Annotated in this window: 15 protein-coding genes; 7 read left to right on the top strand and 8 right to left on the bottom strand. The window is 47.4% G+C overall.

Features of this window, described 5'->3' with window-relative positions; translation table 11 throughout:
* Positions 1 to 16: 16 nt before the first annotated feature.
* The 5 genes from LSG37_RS14940 to LSG37_RS14960 form a co-directional block, all read right to left on the bottom strand.
* Positions 17 to 760 (bottom strand): 3'-5' exonuclease, encoded by a 744-nt coding sequence (locus tag LSG37_RS14940; protein WP_233080650.1) that lies wholly within the window; start codon positions 758 to 760, stop codon positions 17 to 19.
* Positions 761 to 770: 10 nt separating this feature from the next.
* A complete protein-coding gene (locus tag LSG37_RS14945; protein ID WP_233080651.1) occupies positions 771 to 2,636 on the bottom strand; it encodes a DUF294 nucleotidyltransferase-like domain-containing protein in 1,866 nt (621 codons plus the stop codon).
* Between the two features lie 61 nt (positions 2,637 to 2,697).
* Positions 2,698 to 4,326, bottom strand: coding sequence for a BCCT family transporter (locus LSG37_RS14950; RefSeq protein WP_233080652.1), 1,629 nt, complete (start codon positions 4,324 to 4,326; stop codon positions 2,698 to 2,700).
* A gap of 102 nt (positions 4,327 to 4,428) precedes the next feature.
* A complete protein-coding gene (locus tag LSG37_RS14955; protein ID WP_233080653.1) occupies positions 4,429 to 5,715 on the bottom strand; it encodes a putative porin in 1,287 nt (428 codons plus the stop codon).
* Positions 5,716 to 6,028: 313 nt separating this feature from the next.
* Positions 6,029 to 7,738, bottom strand: a complete 1,710-nt coding sequence (locus LSG37_RS14960) for a dipeptidyl-peptidase 3 family protein (protein WP_233080654.1) — start codon at positions 7,736 to 7,738, stop codon at positions 6,029 to 6,031.
* A 467-nt stretch (positions 7,739 to 8,205) separates the two neighbouring features.
* Here LSG37_RS14960 and LSG37_RS14965 point away from each other — a divergent pair, with 467 nt between their 5' ends.
* The 4 genes from LSG37_RS14965 to LSG37_RS14980 all read left to right on the top strand — a co-directional run bounded on the left by LSG37_RS14965 (position 8,206) and on the right by LSG37_RS14980 (position 15,224).
* Positions 8,206 to 10,026: a glycosyl hydrolase family 18 protein gene (locus LSG37_RS14965; protein ID WP_233080655.1), complete on the top strand. Its 1,821-nt coding sequence runs from the start codon at positions 8,206 to 8,208 to the stop codon at positions 10,024 to 10,026.
* A 77-nt stretch (positions 10,027 to 10,103) separates the two neighbouring features.
* On the top strand, positions 10,104 to 13,178 hold the full coding sequence (locus LSG37_RS14970) for a chitinase C-terminal domain-containing protein (RefSeq protein ID WP_233080656.1): 3,075 nt from the start codon (positions 10,104 to 10,106) through the stop codon (positions 13,176 to 13,178).
* Positions 13,179 to 13,235: 57 nt separating this feature from the next.
* Positions 13,236 to 14,441: a lytic polysaccharide monooxygenase gene (locus LSG37_RS14975; RefSeq protein ID WP_233080657.1), complete on the top strand. Its 1,206-nt coding sequence runs from the start codon at positions 13,236 to 13,238 to the stop codon at positions 14,439 to 14,441.
* Positions 14,442 to 14,615: 174 nt separating this feature from the next.
* Positions 14,616 to 15,224 carry an outer membrane beta-barrel protein gene (locus LSG37_RS14980; protein ID WP_233080658.1) on the top strand — a complete coding sequence of 203 codons (609 nt, stop codon included), beginning with the start codon at positions 14,616 to 14,618 and terminating at the stop codon, positions 15,222 to 15,224.
* Positions 15,225 to 15,285: 61 nt separating this feature from the next.
* On the opposite strand, the gene LSG37_RS14985 is transcribed toward LSG37_RS14980, so the two are convergent.
* Positions 15,286 to 16,563 (bottom strand): acetyl-CoA hydrolase/transferase family protein, encoded by a 1,278-nt coding sequence (locus LSG37_RS14985; protein WP_233080659.1) that lies wholly within the window; start codon positions 16,561 to 16,563, stop codon positions 15,286 to 15,288.
* Positions 16,564 to 16,774: 211 nt separating this feature from the next.
* On the opposite strand from LSG37_RS14985, the gene LSG37_RS14990 reads away from it, so the two are divergent.
* Entirely contained in the window at positions 16,775 to 17,338 is a 564-nt protein-coding gene (locus LSG37_RS14990; RefSeq protein ID WP_233080660.1) for a hypothetical protein, read from the top strand.
* Between the two features lie 90 nt (positions 17,339 to 17,428).
* On the top strand, positions 17,429 to 18,034 hold the full coding sequence (locus LSG37_RS14995) for an outer membrane beta-barrel protein (RefSeq protein ID WP_233080661.1): 606 nt from the start codon (positions 17,429 to 17,431) through the stop codon (positions 18,032 to 18,034).
* Positions 18,035 to 18,105: 71 nt separating this feature from the next.
* On the opposite strand, the gene bktB is transcribed toward LSG37_RS14995, so the two are convergent.
* Entirely contained in the window at positions 18,106 to 19,290 is a 1,185-nt protein-coding gene (bktB, locus tag LSG37_RS15000; protein ID WP_233080662.1) for a beta-ketothiolase BktB, read from the bottom strand.
* Between the two features lie 163 nt (positions 19,291 to 19,453).
* On the opposite strand from bktB, the gene LSG37_RS15005 reads away from it, so the two are divergent.
* On the top strand, positions 19,454 to 19,873 hold the full coding sequence (locus LSG37_RS15005) for a hypothetical protein (protein WP_233080663.1): 420 nt from the start codon (positions 19,454 to 19,456) through the stop codon (positions 19,871 to 19,873).
* Between the two features lie 13 nt (positions 19,874 to 19,886).
* Here the strand turns inward: LSG37_RS15005 and LSG37_RS15010 are convergent, their stop codons facing one another.
* Positions 19,887 to 20,336: a hypothetical protein gene (locus LSG37_RS15010; protein WP_233080664.1), complete on the bottom strand. Its 450-nt coding sequence runs from the start codon at positions 20,334 to 20,336 to the stop codon at positions 19,887 to 19,889.
* Positions 20,337 to 20,795: the final 459 nt, after the last annotated feature.

The raw sequence follows: 20,795 nt of genomic DNA on the forward strand, positions 1-20,795 counted from the left end.
GCAGGTTAGAACGGTATCAACTCCAGAGCTTGCCCACTGGAGTTGATACCGAAAAATGTTGAGCGACCTGAGCCTGAAATAACTCTGCACAGGCAATGGCGTCTGTCACCGCATGATGAGGTTGATAAGCCGGTAGCTGGTAACGCTGCCGGCAATCGGCAAGGCGTAATGATGGCTTAGCTTGTGCTGTCATACGTCGCCACCATCCCTGTAAACCTGACTGAGTAAAACTCCGCTCTAACGCCAAAGTATCAATCATTGGAAATACAACACCTTCACCTAAACGACTCATCGAACCATGATATAAAAAGGCGCGCTCGATAGGCAGATGATGCACCAGCACCACTTTTCCTGCCAAAGCCTGCAACAAAGGCTCAATATAGAGTTCTAAATCAGCAGCCTGCGCTATGGCGCTGTCGGTAATACCATGCACTATCACTGAACTTTCGTTGAGCTGTACTCTGGGTTTTACCAAATAACTTTGAGCCTTGCTGCTGTGAATTCGATTCAACGTCAGCGGCACCAGCCCTATGCTGACGATGCCATCGCGTACAGGATCTAAGCCTGTGGTTTCAAAATCTAAAGCGACAAAAGAGACCTCTTGCAAAGCCGTATGAGCAGCTACTGCTCCGGCCTGATAAAAAGCCTTTAACCTAGGGTCTTTGGCAGATAACTCCAACTGCTGCATGGTGTTTTGCCAGTTTTTGCTCAGCAGTTGCAGTGGATCTGTTTTTAATTCCTGCTTTTTCAGATAAAACATAACACCTCTGTTACTGTCGCCCACCTGGGTAACGAAACTTCAGAAATTTCTGCGCGAAGCTGAGAATTTGAAAGGCTTCTTTTAAGGTTTTACGTTCAAAGGCTGAGAGTTCTTCAGGTTTGACTTTGTTATCAGCCGCTCTACCCGCTTGTAAGGATTTGGCTTGCTGACGAATTCGCACCATAGCTATCACTTCCAGTGCATCAATCAAATCATCCGCCCTGCCCTTGGGTAAAATTCCGGCCGCTTTGACTGCCAATAAACGCTCATAGGTATTGGTCGCAGCGCAGCCAATAGATAAAGCATGCACCCTGACCAGGTCTGCCAATGGCGCTGTACCTCTGCGTTTAATATCCAGTGAATTATTTTGCTGACCATCATTTTCCAGCACAAAATCTTTAAAGAAACCTAAAGGTGGCGTCCGGCTGATGGCATTGCGCGCCATACAGGCTAAAAAATCCGCATTGGCTTTGACCTGACGCCTGATTTGTTGATTCAGTTGATCGGCCCATTGCAGCTGGCCCCACACCCCTTCTAAATCAAAAAATATACCGCTGTTGAGCAATCGCTGCGCATCAGGCTTTTCAATCCAGTCCGTGAAATACTGCTGCCAGACTCGTAGCGGCTGTCGCCACTGACTGTTGGTGGCCATAATATCGCCACTGCAATAGCTGTAACCACAAAGTGCCAGACCATCACAAACAAACTGAGCCAGCGCAGCAAAATAATCCTGATGCAAAACAGGATCATAGTCATTATGCAGCACCAACGCATTGTCCTGATCCGTCACTATCAGTTGTTCATCCCGCGCCATAGAACCCAAGGCCAAAAAACAATAAGGCACAGGCGGTGGCCCCAGTTGCTGCTCTGCCAGCTCTAGTAAACGCTGCTTAAAACTACGGCCAGTCACCGCCATAGCAGCACCAATCATTCTGGAGTTGGCATCTTCATTCACCATGCGGACAAAACAAGAGGCTAATTCAGTGCTCAGGCTTTGCAGCTCAGCCACAGTCTGCTGGCGGAAAATGCTGCTGACAATGTACAGGCTGTTTTGCGATTCATAACGGATCACATCGGCAATAGAGATTATGCCAAGCACCTTGCCTTCTTCCAGTACAGGCAAATGGTGCACATTGTGACGCAGCATCACTAACATGGCTTCAAACACAAACTGGTGTTGCTCTATACACACCAGTTCAGTGGTCATCACCACTGAAACTTTTTGCTGATAATCTAATCCTGCTGCTATTAGTCTGTTACGTAGATCCCGATCAGTGACTATGCCGACCAAAGCAGCGTCTTTTGACTGGTCCGCCACAATCAGTAAAGAAGACACAGACTCTTGTTGCATCAATTGCGCTGCCTGCTGCACTGTGGCATCTGCGGCTAAAGTCACAACAGCTCTGCCAATCAACTGACGAACTTCTGAACTCATTAAATCATTGCTACTTTTGTCGGCAAGAACCCCACTCTTTTTGCGTTGGGTATCACCTATCTCGACATAATCGGCAAAGACTTCATCGGATTGATACAGCAATTCAAAACAGGCCGCAGGAATAAAGTAGATCAAACTGTCTTCTATCGCTGTTGCAGGAAAAATAACAGTTTTATCGCGCAACAAACCTTGCTCAGCAAAAATGCCGCCTTCGCTAAGTCTGTTGTACAACACGCCGTTGCGCCTGTAGGTTTCGACTGCACCGCTGCGAACCAGATGCAAAGCCTGTAACGACTCACCAAAACGCAATATCGGCGTACCGGCTTTAAAATAACCAATATCTACCTGCATCGCCGTCTGGTGCAATAAGTCATCCGGCAGCTCTTTAAAAGGGCTGTAGCGCTTTAAGAAATTCAGAATTTCTATTTGTTCTATCTGCATTCGCTTGCCATCTCCATGAAAGCAGGAGGAGTGATATCCTCCCACTTTGATCATCCTGTGGTTAACTACGAGGCTCTGATCTCAGCCCTATCACAACAGACACACAAGAGGCCAATAACACCAGAGCAAAAGGAAAGCCGGTCGAAACTGCCATGGTTTGTAATGCCACCAAGCCACCGCCCAGTACCAACGCTATAGCAACCAAGCCTTCGAAGGTACACCAAAATACCCGCTGCGCCACTGGCACATTCACTTTACCTCCAGCCGCTATGGTATCGATCACCAGTGAGCCTGAATCAGAGGAGGTAACAAAAAACACCACCACCAGCACTATGGCAATAAAGGAGGTGATATTGGCCAGTGGTAAGGCCTGCAGCATTTGAAATAACTGCAGTGGCAATTCTGCAGAGACCGCGGCCTGATAACTATCCTGCACTAATTGATGAATAGCAGTAGAACCAAAGACGGTCATCCACAATACACAAGCGAAAGAAGGCACTAGCAGTACTGAAATTAAAAACTCACGCACAGTGCGACCTCTGGATACACGGGCGATAAACATGCCGACAAAAGGCGACCAACTGATCCACCAGGCCCAATAAAAGGCCGTCCAGCCTTGCAGGAAATTACTGTCTTCGCGTCCAACAGGATTGGCTAGATCAGGTAAATACTGCAAATAAGCCCCAAGGTTATCCAACACGCCCGTTAAAATCACCAGCGTTGGTCCAAGCACAATCACAGATAACAACAATAGTGCCGCCAGTGCCATATTGATTTCAGATAAACGTTTTACGCCCGCATCCAGGCCAGCCACGACCGAAACCAAAGCAATCAGCGTAATCACCACCACTAATACGATTTGGGTCGTCTGACCTTCAGGCACACCAAACAGCAGGTGCAAACCCGCAGCGGCCTGAGCAGACCCCAGCCCAAGCGACGTAGCCAGACCAAATAAGGTGGCAAATACCGCAAGAATATCAATGCAATGCCCTGGCCAGCCCCACACCCGTTCTCCCAACAAGGGATAAAACACCGAACGTATCGTCAGCGGCAAACCTTTGTTAAATGAAAACAGCGCCAAGCCCAGCGCTAAAATGGCGTAAATAGCCCAGGGATGCAGTGCCCAATGATAAATAGTGGCTGCCATACCCAAACGTGCGGCTTCAACAGGATCGCCGACAGCACCAGCAAGTGGTGCCCAGTCTGTACGACTGCCATTCTCCAGCACAGGCCCGCTTAAAGCACTGCTGAAATGGGATAAAGGTTCTGACACACCATAAAACATCAGCCCTATGCCCATACCGGCGGCAAATAACATCGAAAACCAGCCCAAATAGCTGTAATCGGGTGTGGCCTCTGTGCCGCCCAGCCGCACTTTACCCAGAGGCGATACAATCAGCGCCAGGCAAAGCAGCACAAAAATATTGGCGACACTGATAAAAAACCAGTCCAGATTACTGGTCAGCCAACCACGCATAGCAGAAAACACCGGCGCGGTTTGGCTCTGGAATACCAAGGTAATAATCACAAAAGCCACAATACTCAAGCCTGAAATCAAAAATACTCTGTTATGAATATCCAGACCAAAAGGGCCAAGTTTCACCAGAATATTGTCTTGCCCGACCTGATAGTCGGTGTCGATAGCATTGACCCTGCCATCAGGGATCATCGGATCTTTTTGTTCGTTCATTCTGTACCTGCTGTAGTTTTAATGTGCGCCTACACTGGTCACCAGCCTGAGTGACCAGTTAGTGCGGATCACGCGGTTAAAAATGTCGGGAAAAAAGACCGGCTAAAAGTAATAGCCAATATTGATATTAAAGCGCTGCTCTTCTTCCGCACTGTTTCCGGCCATACTGCCACCGACAAAAGGCTGGTTACGGGCGTGCACATAATCCACATAGGTAAAGAGTGAACCTGCAGCAATAGAAAAACCTGTGACATTCATCAAAGTGCTGCGACTTTGATCGGATTTGTCATACACCAGACTGTAGTTGTTATAAAACTGCAAATCAGTGACAGGGCCCCATTGCACGGGCAAATCATAAGCCAGATTGACTGTAGCTGACTTTGCTTCGGCTGCTATCGAGTCATAAAAACCATAAGCCCCAACAGCGATACGCTCTATATCATCCAGATCATAGTGATACTGGCTATGTTGCAGCTGTAACTGCCAGCGCTGATAACGGCTATTCAGGTGCAAAGCAAAAGCCTGATAATCGCCAGCATTACGCACACCATCGTGCAACTTGCCGGAAAGCGCAGAAAAACCAAGTTCGGTATTGAACTGGCCTTGCGTTAAGTGATAACCAAAACGGCTGACAAAAGTATTGGTTTCTGCAAGCGCCTGAATAGGTTCGCCATAAATATCTTCGGTCGCACCGCGAGTGCCGACTATATCGTAGGAATAGCGGTCGGTTTTATCTCCAACATAACCATCTATGCCACCGAGTTCATCGTTTTTGAAAAAGCCGATATCCACTTGCCACTGATCAGAAATCTGCCGTTTAAACAGCAAACCCAAATCGTGGTCATCTTCTAAACCCAGGTAATAATTACTGCTGAAAAAGTAGTTATTTGAGTTGTAAGGCCAATTGCCAAAAGGCACCTGAGTGATACCCAACTGGGCTTGCCACAACTCATCCAACTGATAAGCCACATAGGCTTTTTTTACCGCAGTCATGTAATCAAAAAAACGAATCTCGGCATTTAAACTGACATCCCCAACTGTGCCGCGAAAATCCAGTCGCAGCAGGTCGAAGTCAAAATCACCACCGCGATTTTTATTGCCTTCATCATAAGAGGTATGACTGAAATTTGTCCGCACAGCACCGCCGACTTCGATGCCATCTGCCGGTTTTTCAGCGGCCGGCTTTTCAACTGCGGCTGCTGTAGTGTGTTGTTGATTTTCCGCTGCAGTTTGTTGTTTAGACTGCTCTGCTAAACGGCTTTCCAAAGCCTCAACCTGAAGTTTAAGTTGCTGTAGCTGTGTCGCTAAATCCTGCTGAGCATCCTTTGCATACACAATAGAAGGACAGGCCGCTGCGATAGACAGAGCCAGAAATGTGGGCTTGACCATTGAATAACCTTTGGTAAGTAGTGAGAAGAAATACCCAAGTACATAAACAGCTGAGTCGACCCGGCTATTGTTGTTTGTTTGCGACAAACATTACTTTGAGCATAGAACGCTTTTATAGGGTAACGCAGCACCAAGCTCAGACCAAATTTCAAGCGGGAAAACGGGATAAATGGGGAGCTCAGCAGGATAGATGGCTAATTAGAGGATTATTGTTTATGTAAATTACCCGCTAAATTTCAAAAAATTTAGCTTTATTGATGCTATTCGTTACAGATAGAACAGAGGGTCAGAGCCTAAGCTCTGACCCAATAACTTACAAACCCAACACAGCTTTACCTTGATTAAAGATAATATCCACCGGGATATTGGCGCTGGTTAAACGGGCTAAATCATCAGCCAACTGAGCTTTGATCACACCTTTGTCGGCCATCAATGACGCCACACCTTCGTAGTTACCGTCACCTTGTAAAGTCAGGATCAATTGCGATAACGAGGTCATGGCTTGTTTCATTTTGACGTAATCGACCTGATAGGTGCCGTCATCATTACGGACAAAAGCGCCCTGCTCGGCAAAATAGTTAAAACAGACCATATTGGCTTTGCCGTGTGCGCTGGACGCACCAAAACGTACTGAGCGGAAAATACCGGCCATAAAGGTGGTATAAAAGTCTTCCATTTTGGCATCAGGCAATAAACCCTGCTCCGACAACTGGGAAATCATATACAAACCTAAAATATCGGCTTTGCCTTCTTCAAGACCACCCGACAGCTCTTTTAAGCTTTGACGCACTGTACCTTTGTTATTGATGGTGTTTTTAATACCTAAGCCATGCGCCACTTCGTGGAACATCACGTTGTTAAAAAAGGCATCAAAAGTCACATGCTGGCGCTGTGAAGGTGCGATCAGTAAATCGGCAATAGGCGACATAATATGTTCAAACTTCGCCTGCATCGCATTTTTTAACTGCAAACGGCGGGTGCCTTTTTCCAGCTGCACCTGCTCATCATTGGGCAGGTTAATGGCGATAGTTTTGCCACCTGAGTTGGAATGACCGGCGTAATAAATCACGTCATAAGCATTTAAGTCCGCATCGGAGCCAGGGCTTTCAGTTTTATATTGTTCTGGCACCGGCAGGCCTTTTTGCAATGCCGGTAACGTAGCAGCGTATTTAGCTAAACGTTCACTCCAGGCTAAATCTTTCACCAGTACATAAGCTTCAAAAGCTGCGCGGTAACCAAATAACTGATCTTCATAGGTTTCAATAGGACCAATCACCAGATCAATAGGGTTGGTTTTCATCGCCATCCAGGCAAAATCAGACGGCTGATAGTTGTCAGTTAAAAAGGCTTCAGCGCGCATTGTCAGGTAATTGGCAAAGTCTTTATCTTCCGATAAAGCAGCCGCCTCTTTTAATAAGGCTGCAGCTGCGGTTAGTTCAGTTTTGTACAACTGCGAATAAGGCACAGCCACCAACTTGCCATCTTTGTCTCGTTGTACTATTGAATAAAGCCCGGTTTTATCGGCAAAGTCGGCTTTTTCAAATTCTTCTTTGGTCATATCAGATGGATAAAACTGAGCGCCCAGAGGCTTAGCCGCATATCCTGTTAAAAAGGCATCATCGCCCTGTAATCTGTCCCAGGGTCCATAGTTTACATCGGCAAAAGCTTTGGTTTTGGCGTCAGTTATTTTGCCTAAAAAGCTTTGTTTATCTTCTGAAAAAGCCTGCTTCCAAAACAACTGATCCATAATTTCTGAGGCATCGATCAGTTTGGCCAGCATGTGTTTATGTTGTGCTGATACGCCAGATAAATCTGCCGTTAAATCCACAGTGCGGTAGATATTCAGTCGTTTTTCAAAGCCTGCGATCAGTGAGCTGGCTGAGGTATCGCTTGTTGGTGCCGCTTGCTCCGCTACTGGCGCAGTAGTTTGTTGTTCTGTTTTTTGCTCTTCAGCAGGTTTGCAAGCCGTTAAAGCTAAAGCGCCGCCGAGGCTTAATGCCAGCATAATTTTGTTGAGGTGCATCCTATTGTTCCTTCTATTTTTTTAGTTATGTCTTGGTTCTGTTTTGGACCTGTTTGGCCTGAGGTTTGAATCTTTTTAATCCGCAATATCATACTCCAGAGTGAGCCACCTTGCCGCTTCAGCATCTTAGTTTTACGCAAAATTTATACTTTTTGGTAAAACATCCATAGTCAAAATTTCCTATAAAAAACCCAAAAAGATAAAACCTGCAAAATAAATGTCTATCGCTGTCATTTTGATCGGTTACAAAATATAATTATTTATCTTTAAATTTCATGCACATAAACAAATATAATTAAATTATCATAAATTTATAACCAAACTGAAATGATCAATAATTGACAGCGGTGTCATCTAAGCTAATTTTTAATCCGCTGGTAACACACTGGGAGAAGGATGATCCGTGGTCAGTGTCCTCATCGGCATACAGAAGCATATTATTGCTATAAACACAGACCGGAGATTTCATGTTAACAACATCTTTCACTCAGGCGGATCAGAGATCGCGCCGTAAAATTTTGCCGACCCGCTTACATCATCCTGTTTTTTTATTAGCATTATCCAGCCTGTTATGTTGCACGCAGTTGAGTGCAGCACCAGCAGCTCCTGGCAAGCCTCAGATCGCATGGCAGGAAAGCAATGTCAGTCTGGTCAATGGCCAGTTTAGCATCCCAGTGCAATGGGATATGTGGTGGGGTACCAACGGCAACGAGTGGAGCCTAACCCGCAATGGAACAGTAGTTTACAACTCCACCCTAACGCCAAATGGTCAGAATGCACAAAGTGGCAGCACCAGTTCGCTGGTCACCAGTGCAGGCAGTTATGAGTTTGTTGTGCAACTGTGCAATCAGCAAGGGGCCGAAAAAACCTGTACCGCCAGCGATAAACGAGTGATCACAGTGACAGGCTCCGGAGGTGGTGACACAGGCGGTGGTGATACCGGAGGCGGTGGTGATACCGGAGGCGGTGACGACGGTTTTGATCCCTGGACTGATATCAATGTTGGCGCCTACCCTCACCCCTTAAAACAAAACAATGTCGCTCATAGCAACAGCACAGGAAAAATGGTCGGTGGTTATTTTGTTGAATGGGGTATTTATGGTCGCAATTACCATGTGGCTGATATTCCTGCCAAAAACCTGACGCACCTGTTTTATGGTTTTATCCCGGTTTGTGGCCCCAATAGCTCACTGAATGATGCCAATCCACAAGGTTACGCCGCTTTGATGGCGCAATGCGCTGGAAAACCGGATTACACAGTGGTGGTGCATGACAAATTTGCTGCTTTAGAAAAATCTTATCCGGGCGACACTTGGGATCAGCCGATACGGGGTATTTTTGCCGAGCTGTACCGGTTGAAAAAAACACATCCAAATCTGAAAATCTTACCTTCAGTCGGTGGCTGGACCTTGTCTGATCCGCTGTACACCATAGGTGTGAATGCTCAGGCCCGCGCCACTTTTGTTGAGTCCATTGTCGATATGATCCAAACCTACGACTTCTTTGATGGCGTGGATATCGACTGGGAATTCCCTGGCGGCGGTGGTGCCCACCCTACTCTTGGTTCTCCTCAGGACGGTGCTGGTTTTGCGTTATTGATGCGTGACTTACGTCAGGCGCTGGATGCGTTAAGTGTGGAAACAGGCCGTACTTATGAGATCACGGCAGCCATGAGTGGTGGAGTACAAAAACTGCAACTGGTCGACTGGGAAGCAGCTCATCCGTACATGGACTACATCAACCTGATGACCTACGACTATTACGGAGCCTGGAACGGTGTGTTAGGCCATCAGGCTACTTTATACCCCAATCCAAACTCTCCATTGCCAGGTTTTAGTGCAGACGAAGCCGTACAGCATTTGCTGTCACGTCAGGTACCTGCAGGCAAAATCACCTTAGGCGCAGCTATGTATGGTCGCGGCTGGAAAAATGTCAGTAACGTCAGCGGTAATAATCCATTTACCGGCACTGGCGGTGCGGGCATCAGCGGTAGCTGGGAAGCTGGTATTGAAGACTATAAAAAAATCGAAACCGACTATATGGGTGGCGTGAATGGCACCGGAGCCAATGGCTTTAGTCTGCTGTGGGACGACACGGCCAAAGCCAGCTATGTCTGGAATTCCGCTGTCGGCACCTTAATCAGCTTCGACACTAAACGTTCTGTGCAAGCCAAAGGCAACTATGTATTGCAGCACCAACTGGGCGGCATTTTTGCCTGGGAACTGGATGCAGACAACGGCCATATCCTCAACGCTATGCATGAAGGTTTAGGCCATCCGGCGCAATAACCATCTCAAAGCAACGGGCCACAGTCAAAAATGGCCCGTTTTTTTATCTGCCACACAACAACTAAGAGAATAGCTTTATGCAACAGGTACAAAAACTTTATCTGTGTGGGCTACTGAGCCTGAGCAGTTTCAGCAGTCTTGCACTAGACTGCACCCCGCTGGCTTCATGGGATGCAGGCGGCACTTATGTCACCAATAATCAGGTGAAACATCAAAACAAGGCTTACAAGGCCAACTGGTGGAACCAAAACCGTGATCCAGCTCTGTATTCCAACCCTTATCAGGAATGGAGCTTACTCGGCAATTGCGATGGCGTTACCCAAAATCAATTGCCTGTTGCAAGTATCACCAGCCCTGCTGCCAATACCAGCTTTGACACTGGTACTGTGATTAGCTTCAGTGCCAATGCCACAGATCCGGATGGCAGTATCAGCAAAGTCGATTTTTATCTGAATAATCAGCTGTTAAGCTCAGACAGCAGCAGCCCTTATCAGGCCCCATGGACTGCAGTTGCAGGCAACCATCAGCTTTATGCAGTGGCTTTTGATAATGAAAATGCCAGCACTCAAAGCAGCACTATTGCCTTTACCGTGACCAGCGCACCGGGCAATCAACCGCCACAAGTCAGCCTCTCCTCTCCTGCCAATAACAGTCAGTACAGAACAGGCGAAACGATTTTAATCAGTGCCGCAGCCAGTGATAGCGATGGTACCGTGGCCAAAGTGCAGTTTTATCTCGGCACCAGCTTATTGGCAGAACAAACCGCAGCGCCTTATACCACCAGCTGGACAGCAGTTGCGGGGCAGCAGCAACTCAGAGTGGTGGCAACAGACAATCTGGGTGCAAGCAGCGAAGTCTCGGTTTTGGTTAATGTGACGGATGAGCAAAGTGGTCATGCCGCTTGTCGTCCTGATGGTTTGTATGCCACGCCAAACCTGGATATACCTTATTGCACAGTGTACGACAGCAATGGCCGTGAGCTGATGGGCGCCGATCATAAACGCCGTATCATTGGTTACTTCACCAGTTGGCGCAATGGCGCCAATGGCCAACCCACTTATTTAGTGCCTAATATTCCGTGGAGTAAAATCAGTCACATCAACTATGCCTTCGCCCATGTAAATGCCAGCAATCAGGTAGGCATAGGCAACACCCAAAGCGCCGCCAATGCGGCTACAGGTATGGAATGGCCAGGAGTGACAGGTGCAGAAATGGACCCGGAATTTAACTACAAAGGCCACTTTAATCTGCTGAATAAATACAAAAAACAGTACCCGCATGTCAAAACCCTGATCTCCATTGGTGGCTGGGCTGAAACAGGTGGTTTCTTTAATGATACAGGTGAACGTGTGGCCAGCGGTGGTTTTTACAGCATGACCACCAATGCGGACAACAGCATTAACTACAACGGCATCAATACCTTTGCCGACTCAGTCGTCAGTTTCCTGCGTACTTATGGTTTTGATGGCGCCGATATTGACTACGAGTACCCTTCCAGCATGAAAGACTCAGGCAACCCGGATGATTTCATCATAGCCAATGCCCGCCGTGGCGGCTTAATGGCTTCTTATGTGGTGTTGATGAAAACCTTAAGAGAAAAACTGGATGCGGCTTCAGTTGCGGATGGCAAACATTATCTGCTGACCATAGCCTCCCCTTCTTCGGGTTATCTGCTGCGTGGTATGGAAGCTTTTCCTGTCACCCAGTATCTGGATTACGTCAACATTATGACCTACGACCTGCATGGCGCGTGGAATCAGTATGTTGGGCCTAATGCAGCGCTGTTTGATGATGGACAAGACAACGAACTGGCGACCTGGAACTACTACAATTCGGCGCAGTACCAAAATATTGGTTACTTAAATACCGACTGGGCTTACCACTATTTCCGTGGCGCTATGCAAGCGGGCCGCATCAATATTGGTGTGCCTTATTACAGTCGCGGCTGGAACAATGTCACAGGCGGAACCAATGGTTTATGGGGTAAAGCACCACTACCAAACCAGAATCAATGTCCGGCCGGTACGGGCGGTTCAGCACAAAACCAATGTGGCAGCGGAGCTGTAGGTATAGACAACCTCTGGCATGATTTGGGCAAAGATGGCGATGAAATGCCAGCAGGCTCGAATCCGCTTTGGCATACCAAAAACCTGCAGGCTGGTATCTTAGGCAGTTATGCCAGCATTTATGGTTTGGATCCGGTTAATCAGCCTGCGGATCAACTGATTGGCACTTATCAGCACCATTACGACAGCACGCTGGTCGCGCCATGGCTTTGGAACAACAGCAAAAAAGTCTTCCTGTCGATTGAAGATGAAACCAGTATTGCCGCCAAAGCCGATTACATTATCGAAAGAGGCATAGGCGGTGTGATGTTCTGGGAGCTGGCCGGTGATTACAGCTACAACAGCAGCACAGGCGAATATGGTTTTGGTGATGATTTAACCAGTATCTTCTACAACAAATTTAAAACCGCTTCTTTGTACGGCAATCAGCGTGATCCACGGCCTTTACCTGCCAGCAGTCTGGATCTGAACGTCAGTCTGGGTGGCTTTAAATTAGGTGATTCCAACTACCCACTGAATCCTAAACTGACACTGGTGAACAACAGCGGTCAAACCTTACCTGGTGGCACAAAAATCAGCTTTGATGTACCCACAGCAACAGGCAATAACGTCACAGATCAAAGTGGTTTGGGGACTACTGTGATTGAAGATGGCTCCAACAGCTCAGGCAACAACATTGGCGGTCTGGACAATGATTTCCATAGAGTAGAATTCACCCTGCCAGGCCATAGCCCTTTAGCTGCAGGTGCTACTTTGGAGATGACGCTCAACTACTACCTGCCTATCCCTATGCCGTCGAACTGGCGTGTCACAGTGGGGACAGAGTCTTTTGCACTGAAACAAGACTACCCACAATTACCGGCAGGCACTATCAGTGCTGGCACTGGTGGTGATAGCGGCAATAACGGTGGCAGTTGCGCTGGCGTGCCTGCCACAGTAGTGACTTACCCGGCCTGGCCTCAAGGCAATCATGCTGCAGGTGGAAACTACATTCGTTATCAGAACCTGATTTACAAAGCCAACTGGTGGACCAACTCAGTACCTGGTTCAGACAGCAGTTGGACCTTGATCTGCAGCGCTTCTTAGTTTCCCTGTCGCTTGTTTGCGCCGGATTGACTCCGGCGCCTTTTTAAGGAGATCTTTATGAAAACATCACAACTTTTTACCGCAAGTCTGAGTCTGCTTGCCCTACTCTGTTCTTTTCACAGCCAGGCCCATGGTTATGTCGAATACCCCAAAGCCCGACAGCAAATTTGTAAAGAAGATGGCGGTTACTGGTGGCCTGCTGATGGCTCTGGCATACCCAACCTCGCCTGTCGTGCCGCTTTTGTGCAATCCGGCGAATACCCTCTGAGCCAGCACCACGAATTCTCCAGCAATGTGGCCAACTATCAGGATATCAACGCTGTAAAAGCCAAACTGACCACAGGCCTGCTTTGTGCTGGCGGTGACCCACGTAAAGCCGGTATGGATGCACCTTCAGCGCATTGGCACTACAGCACTATTGATCTAAGCCAACAAAACAGCCTGCAACTGAAGTTTAAAGCGACAACGCCACATAACCCCAGCTACTGGCAAGTGTATTTATCCAGCGCCGATTATGATCCGGCCACAGAGCTTTTAAGCTGGGATAAATTACAGTTGATTCACCAGCAAGCGGATATCACAGCACAAGCAGGATATTATCTGCTGAACATCAGCTTGCCTGCCGATCGTCAGGGCAAAGCTGTACTTTATACCCGTTGGCAGCGAGAAGACGCAGCGGGCGAAGGTTTTTATAACTGTTCAGACTTATTGCTGGTGAATGGCAACTCAGAACCCGATCCTGAGCCGGTCTGGTTTGATAAAGGTGCCTATTTAACTTCAGGTCAAACAGGCTCAGCAGGTGAAACTGCGGTCTTGCGGGTATTTGACAGTTCAGGTCTGGAGTTGGCAGAACACAGTCTGCTTATCACAGAGGCAAATGCACAAAACCAACAATGGGCATTGGATTTAGGGCAGCAAGTCAACAACCAACAGAGCAACCTGCTTCGCATTGGATTGTTAGACAATGCGCTGATCACAGTGCAGCCCAACCCTACACAAAACCGCTTTTATCTGAGTAATAACAACCATTTTGTTAATCTCGATTTAAAACCAGCAGAAACCACAACACCAGGCTGTGGCGGCATAGAAGCGGCTCAGATCTTTGCCTACCCTAACTGGCCGCAAAAAGACTGGAGCGGCCAGCCCAGCCATGCCAGTCAAGGCGACTATCTGTCCTATCAGAATAAAGTCTATCGCGCCAACTGGTGGACTCAGTCCATACCAGGCTCAGATAGCAGCTGGACTTTGATTTGTTCACTTTAACAAACCAAAAACATAAAGCCCGATAACAAGGATCGGGCTTTCGTTCAACTGCTGTGCTCAAGTGCTCAAACGCCTCTGCGACACAAATAGTTACAAACTTATAAAAATAATAATTTACACAATAATCTAATTAAATTTACAGTGCGCGCCGGATTTAAGCGAAAAGGAATATCGATGAAAACCACTGCTAAATTACTGCTCTTGTTACCTATATTTGTTTCTGCCCCTGCTGCTTTGGCCGCAGCTTCAGACCTAGCTGTTACTGCCGATATCGGCGCAACACGACAATCCGGAGATGGTGAATCTGGCAATGCAGCTTCGTTTTCTGCAGGTGTTAGTTATCAGATCACGCCAAACTGGTCAGTGTTACTGAACTATACCGACTCGGGTGAAGCAGATTTGCTGAGTATCAGTGATACTTTTGTAGGCGGTAATGTGGTGTATGACGCCACTTTATCTTTGGATAGCTCAGCTGTAGGGCTTTTTGCACAATACCTGACTGAACGTCAGGTTGAACACTGGTCCTTTGGTGGTCGTCTGGGTTTGGTGCGCTGGGACGCTGATGTGAACGTAACTGTGCATGCATCGCCCGATATTGGTCTGGCCGTAGCGTCCGATAAAGGAACTGATCTGGCCGCAGGTTTGCTCGCTCAGTATGCGTTAACCGAAAAATGGGACCTGACCCTGGGTCTGGACTCTATGCGTTACACCATTAGTTTTGACGGCGAGAGCACTGATGTCACCAACACCAGACTCTACATTGGTTTAAAAAACTCGTTTTAACGCCATTGCCGCAAGTCACTGCAAAGCCCTGAAATATCAGTTCAGGGCTTTTCTGTTTCAGTTAAATGACTAAACCCCAATCCTGATGCGCTTCTTTAGCCAACTGCTCACGAAATTGCGGTGCCGCTATCTCAATTAAAGCTCTGGCTCTTTCAGTCAAACTGCGTGCCCGCAAGTTTGCCACTCCAAACTCTGTCACCACATAATGCACATGAGCCCGGGTCGTGACCACACCAGCGCCAGGCGCCAATAAAGAACTGATTCGGGACACTGTGCCGCCCGCAGCTGTGGCTGGTAAAGCAATGACAGAACGACCGCCTTCAGACAAAGCTGCACCACGCACGAAATCCATCTGCCCGCCTACACCCGAATAAATACGGGTTCCCAATGAATCCGCACACACCTGACCGGATAAATCCACCTGCAAAGCGCTGTTGATTGCCATCACCTGCGGGTTCTGCCGGATCACAGCCGTGTCATTGGTGTAAGCTACATCTAAAAACACCACTTCAGGGTTGTCATCCACAAAGTCATACAACGCCTGACTGCCCATCGCAAAAGTAGTGACTATTTTGCCCGGATGTTTTTTCTTATTACGGTTGGTAAACACGCCTTTTTCCAGCAAAGGTAAAACACCATCAGAGAACATTTCGGTATGAATACCTAAGTGTTGCCTGTCGCCAAGGCAAGCCAGAGTGGCATCAGGAATAGCCCCAATGCCCATTTGCAGGCAATCGCCATCGCGCACTAAACTGGCGACATGACGGCCTATCTGAGCTGTGATCGGATCAACCACAGCTGGTAAATGCAAAGGAATTGGACTCTCGAGCTCAACATAAGCCGCAAAATCTTTCAGATGCACAAAAGAATCGCCATGAGTACGGGGCATATTCGGATTGATCTGCGCTATGATTTTTTTTGCCGATTGCAAAGCTGCTCTGGTGGCTTCCACTGAAATACCAAGGCTACAGAGCCCATGTTTATCCGGCGGCGATACCTGAATAATAGCGGTATCGAGCTTTTGCTCCCCACTGCGGAATAACTTAGGAATTTCCGATAAAAAGGCAGGTACATAATCAGCCAGCCCGGCATTTACCGCTGGGCGACTGGGTCTGCCAACAAAAAACACCCGTTGGCGCAAATGACCTTTTAATTCCGGTGAACACAAAGCTTCGCTGTGTTCTGTATGCAGGCTAAGTAAGGTCAGGTTTTGCTTATCTAAAGCGACACGGGCAAGACCATTGAGCATGGCATAGGGAGTTGCCGCCATCGAATGACACCAAATGGTTTCGTCATTTTGGATCAATGAAAGCGCCTGTTCGGCCGAATGACAACGCATATAAGTCCTCTGTTTCAGATAAATAGTCTGTGTAGTTTAGTTGGTTTTAATCAGGCGAATACTGATAAGGATCAACAGAAACCATTGATAAAAGTAAATTTTTTGTTATCTTAGCCGGGTCAGTTCAAGCTGAAACAAGTTACAAAGCCACACTAAATTTTACAGAGCTTTTAGCGATGAAAGTCTGTTGTTCAACACAAGGATGAATGAAATGAAAGCTGTTCTGTTATATCCCCTGCTGATAGTTGCTTTAGCGGGTTGCGCAGTGCAACAAGATGCTGCTCCAGCCAAACCGGGCTTGACGGCCTGGGATGCCATAGTCATGTCTGAACAGTCAGCGCCCGCTGTCGTACCAGGTCTATTTTCGCTGGAGATAAAAAATGCAGCAAAGGTAGGTAAGGTGGTTTACCTGAATACAGAATACGATTACCGCGACAGACGTAATGTCACTGTGGCACTGACTGCAAAAATGTTGGAGGAATTTGCCACACTGTATCCGGATCAAAAACCAGAGCAGTACTTTATTGGGAAAACCATAGTGGTGAATGGCGCAGCTTCACGTCAAACCATTTGGTTTATCAGCGAAGGTAAAGCATCGGAAAAGTATTATTTCCAAACCCATATTCCGGTATGGCAAACAGGCCAGATCCTGTCACCTTTAACGGCAAAGGCCTATTGGAAACAAAACAAAAAAGCGTCAGAACAATCTTCAACTGCAGAAACACCAGAGCCAGAAGAAGCAACCAACTCAGGTGGACAAAAAGCTTCAGGCTAAGCTCTGTCAGCCTGTTGCGATATTCATTCGTTTAGAAATACATAATTCAAAGTTCTGTGTAAGTCATTTATAAATAAAATAAGGATATTCATGAAAAGTCTTAGTGCTTTACTGATTGCATTACCATGTATCACGTTATCTCCCCTGGTCACTGCCCATGCTGATGCATTAAATCTGACTGTCGATGTTGGCTCGGCGAAACAACAAGGCGACAGTTTCTCAGATCACGATACCTCTGTTGGTTTAACTCTGGGTTACGAGTTAACGTCTAACTGGTCACTGAATTTAAGCTATACAGATTTTGGCAAGGTATTTACAGGCCCTGGTATATTGGTCACTGAATCGGGCGACTATGAAACTCAGCATTTTATCGATACCAAAGCTTTGGGCTTAACAGCTCAGTATCTGACAGATCCTTTGATTGCTGGTTGGGCTTTTGGCGCTCGTTTTGGCCTGATGCATGTAGACACAAAATTATCCTATGTTGCGCCTGAACTCATGGATGGTTTCAGTCACAGCAGATTAGATTCAGGCACAGCGCCACTCGTAGGAGCTCTGGCAACTTATAATCTTACAGAAAAGCTGGCTCTGATCGTCAGTGCTGATTATATGGCGCCTGAAGTAGAAACTTCAGGACTTGGTGATGAAAAGATTAAAACCACACGCTTTGCAGTTGGTCTGAACTATCACTTCTGATGAGCCCCTGGAACCCCGGTTCAGAGCTTTTAGTCCCTTTGCGGACAAAAACTAAACCGGGGTTTCTTTTATCAGAGTCGTTCAATCAATAAAGCAATGCCCTGCCCGCCCCCTATACACATGGTGATCAAGCCATAACGCCCTGCCGTCCTTTGTAATTCAGCCAAAGCTTTTACCACTAAAATAGCCCCTGTAGCTCCAACCGGATGCCCAAGAGCTATAGCGCCCCCATTTGGATTTACTTTAGTGCTGTCAAACCCCAAAGTCTGACTGACCGCCATCGCCTGTGAGGCAAAAGCTTCGTTGGATTCAATCACGTCAATCTGTTGCAGCGAAAGCCCTGTCTGACTCAATAACTTTTGCACTGCGGGTATAGGCCCAAGCCCCATCAACGCAGGTTCCACGCCAGCAAAACTATAACCAATTAATCGGGCTGCGGCTTTTACACCAAGACGATTCGCTTCACTGACACTGGTTAACACCAAAGCGGCCGCACCATCATTTAAACCTGAGGCATTACCAGCTGTGACCAGACCGTCTTTTTTAAATGCAGCCTTGAGGCCGCTTAAACTCTCTTCAGTAGTATCTGGCCTGATATGTTCATCTTGTGTGACCCACAATTCTTTCTGGCGGGACTGAACCACTACAGGTGCAATTTGTTCATCGAAGTAACCTTGCTGCTGCGCATAAGCCGCACGGCGCTGACTTTCGCAGGCATAAGCATCCAGCTCACTGCGGTTAAAACCGTATTGAGTCGCTATAGTTTCAGCGGTCAGACCCATATGACCAGTACCAAAAGGGTCGGACAAAATCCCTAAGGTTAAATCTGTCACTGCTCCAGGACCAAGGCGTAAACCTCTGCGCACTGCTGGTAACAAATAAGCGCCATTACTCATACTTTCAGCGCCACCTGCCAAAGCAATCTGGCTTTGCCCTAGTTGAATTAACTGGGCTGCAGAAATCACGGCTTGCAAGGCAGAGCCACATAATCTGTTGACGTTAAAGGCAGCACTGGTCACAGACAACCCCGAGTTCAGCGCTATATGACGAGCTAAATAAGCATCTGCTGTTGCTGTGGTAATAATATGGCCAAAAACCGCATGGTCGATTTGCTCTGCAGCCACACCACTGCGATTGATGGCAGCTTTAGATGCCACAGTCCCCAACTCTGCGGGGCTTAACGAAGACAACCCACCGGCAAAACTGCCAATAGCAGTGCGTGCACCGCTAAGAATAACCACATCAGAAAGCTGCATACGGATCCCATACTAAACAGATAATTCACTAGCATTCATAGCAGCTTATCTTAGTTCTGTGTATTTCTGCCACTTGCGACTGCCCTTTGCCTTGTGAGAACACAAAGGCTGTACCATAGTTATCTGCCTTAGTGCACATCTGAAGACGGATCAGGAACAGAGCATGAGCTATCACGGACACTTTAAACTTTGGCAGGAAAATCAGTTGGTACTGGCCGAAATTTACGGCGCCTGGAGTATGGACACAGCGCTGGATTACACAGTTCAGCTCAAACAGCTGGTTCAGTCAATGAATGGCCAGCCATGGGCCAGAATAGTTTATTTAGATCAGTGGCAGTTGGGCACACCGGATTTTGAGAACGTCATGAAAGAGCTAATGAGATGGTGTGTTTTGCATCAACTGCACTATACAGCTTATGTGTTTCATTCAAACCTACTGAAAGAGCATCAACTGGATAAATTTATCAACTCAGCTGACTACACTAACCAGAAAAAAATATTCACCCGGCCAAATGAAGCCTTTGACTGGTTGGACAGTGTCGGCTTTCCCGCTGTTAGCCGCTCTTTTCAAAAGTGTTCCTGACGCAAGGCCTCCGCTATAACCTATCCGCAGGGCCACATAGAGCCAGCGTTTTCATTTCCTGATCAGTGGCGCTGTCATTACATTCACCAATAATTCGCTCGTAACCATGTTCAAAATGACTGTCGAGCTCAAAGTAACCTTCTTTACAAAACTGTTTTGTTTCCATTAATTCAGCCAGTTCATCATACAAAGGACCTTCCCCCAGTTCTTTATCATAACGGTTGGCATTAGAAGGACGGCCCGGGCGTCTTTGCCTTTGTTGCTCTTCCGCTATACGCTGCATCATCACTTTCTGCTCCATTTGCATAGGACGCCCTTTGCGATAGCTGAATTGCTTACTCTGATCCGGATGCACACAAGCTGTAAAAATCGCAGGAGCTGTTGAACGTCTGTGATCGGTTGACGAACATCCCACCAGCACCCCCACAGTGCCAACAAACACTATCCAATACGTTGCTTTCACCTGACTATCTTCCTTATATAAAGCCTGCTCACTCAGACAGAGGGTAAATGATGAGGTTCTTTGTAGCATAAAATGTTACTGACAGGCAGCGCCATCAGCCGAATAGCCAAAAACTGCTTTTGAGTCGCACAAAATGTAAAACAATGGTCGGGAACCATTGTTAACAGCGGAGCGCAGCGACGCTGGCCTGAGCAGGCATTTTGCAGGACAGCAAAATGTAAAACAATGGTCGGGAACTATTGTTAACAGCGGAGCGCAGCGACGCTGGCCTGAACAGGCATTTTGCAGGACAGCAAAATGTAAAACAATCGCCGGGAGCGATTGTTAACAGCGGAGCGCAGCGACGCTGGCCTGAACAGGCATTTTGCAGGACAGCAAAATGTAAAACAATCGCCGGGAGCGATTGTTAACAGCGGAGCGCAGCAACGCTGGCCTGAACAGGCATTTTGCAGGACAGCG

It is taken from the genome of Rheinheimera soli (assembly GCF_021290985.1).
GTDB lineage: Bacteria > Pseudomonadota > Gammaproteobacteria > Enterobacterales > Alteromonadaceae > Pararheinheimera > Pararheinheimera soli.